The sequence below is a fragment of the Shewanella sp. TB7-MNA-CIBAN-0143 genome (assembly GCF_040310065.1).
Lineage (GTDB): Bacteria > Pseudomonadota > Gammaproteobacteria > Enterobacterales > Shewanellaceae > Shewanella.
Map to the genome: position 1 here is coordinate 1 of NZ_JBEOPL010000053.1, position 1,671 is coordinate 1,671.

At 45.4% G+C, this 1,671-nt stretch carries 1 protein-coding gene; it reads left to right on the top strand.

Annotated elements, in window-relative coordinates; translation table 11 throughout:
* Window positions 1-76 precede the first annotated feature (76 nt).
* Window positions 77-1,632 (top strand): IS3 family transposase gene (locus AAEY97_RS21075; RefSeq protein WP_124011615.1). Its coding sequence is split into 2 segments (ribosomal slippage): window positions 77-530 and window positions 530-1,632, totalling 1,557 coding nucleotides; the frame shifts between segments, so codons are not numbered across the junction.
* The last annotated feature ends 39 nt before the right edge of the window (window positions 1,633-1,671 follow it).

A 1,671-nucleotide genomic window follows, 5' to 3' on the forward strand; every position in this document is an offset into this window, starting at 1 on the left:
CCCCCTGTGTCAGGATTGTTGTCACCCCTTAAAATCATCCAATAATTAAATAGAGGGGGCGGTCAATGAGAGCTCAATGGCACGATATTCATCTGAACGTAAAGAAGCAGTTTTAAAGAAGTTATTGCCTCCCCACAATATGACCGTCATGGAAGTGGCACGTAGTGAAGGGATCGCCTACCAAACCCTGTATCATTGGCGCGATAAAGCTAAAAAAGAGGGTCGCCCAGTGCCAGGTAAAAAATTGACCAGTAATGATTGGTCGGCCGAAGCTAAGTTTGCCGTTCTCATTGAAACAGCGCCAATGTCTGAAGCTGAAGTAAGCCAATATTGCCGAGAAAATGGTTTGTTTCGAGAACAAGTTCAGCAGTGGAAACAAGATTGTTTAGGGGGCTTTACGACAAGTGAAGTTCAAGCCAAAACGATTAAGCAGCAAGCCAAATCAGACAAAGCAGAAATCAAATCCCTGCAACGAGAGCTACGCTACAAAGAGAAGGCGTTAGCAGAAACAGCGGCTTTACTGGTGCTTAGAAAAAAGCTCAATGCGCTTTGGGAGGACGACAACGAGGAGAGTTAACGCCTTTGCCTAAGCGCATAACATTGGTGAATTTAATACAAGAAGCGTATGCCCACGGTGCACGTCTTTACAAGGCTTGCGCTGAAGCAGAGCTAAGTAAGCGGACGTATCGGCGCTGGTATCGAGCAGGAAAAGTACAAGCTGATTTAAGGCCCTCGGCGGTAAGACAGGAGCCAGCCAACAAGCTTAGTGATGACGAGGAAAAGCTGATACTGGCAACCTCGAATGAGGCAAGGTTTGCGAGTCTACCTCCCTCACAAATCGTGCCGACGCTGCTTGATGAAGGGGTCTATATCGCTTCAGAGTCGAGTTTTTACCGAGTGTTAAAAGCCAATGCTCAATTAAATCGACGTGGACGAAGCCAAAGCATAACAAAAAGAAGTAAACCAGATGCTTATGTTGCAGATGGGCCGAACAAAGTGTGGTCTTGGGATATCACTTATTTAGCTTCGGTCATCAAAGGACGCTTTTATTATCTATATATGTTTGAGGATATTTATAGCCGTAAGGTTGTGGGTTATGAAGTCCATGAACGTGAATGTGGTGAGCTAGCGGCCGAGTTAATGCAACGCAATATGCTGCGTGAGCAATGCTTTAAGAAGCCACTGGTATTGCACTCAGATAATGGTGCTCCGATGAAGTCGTTAACAATGAAAGCCAAGCTTGAAGAGTTGGGCGTTACCGCGTCATTAAGCCGCCCGAGTGTCAGTAACGATAACCCTTACTCCGAGTCGCTGTTTAGAACATTAAAGTATCGGCCAGAATGGCCCAGCTCTGGCTTTAAAAGCATCACCGAAGCACGAGAATGGGTCGAAGTATTTGTGACTTGGTACAATACTAAGCATAAACACAGCAAGCTCAACTTTGTGTCACCGAGTGAGCGTCATGCGATGCAAGACAGGACTATTTTATCTAAGCGTAAGATAGTGCTAGAGGAAGCGAGGTCAAGAAATCCTAAACGCTGGCCAAACGGTATAAGGAATTGTGACGCTGTAGGTGAAGTCACACTGAACCCAGATAAGAAGTCTGAAACAGAAACAAGAAATGCAGCTTAAAATTTAAGTAAAGAGTGCCAACTACCTTGAAAAACACCG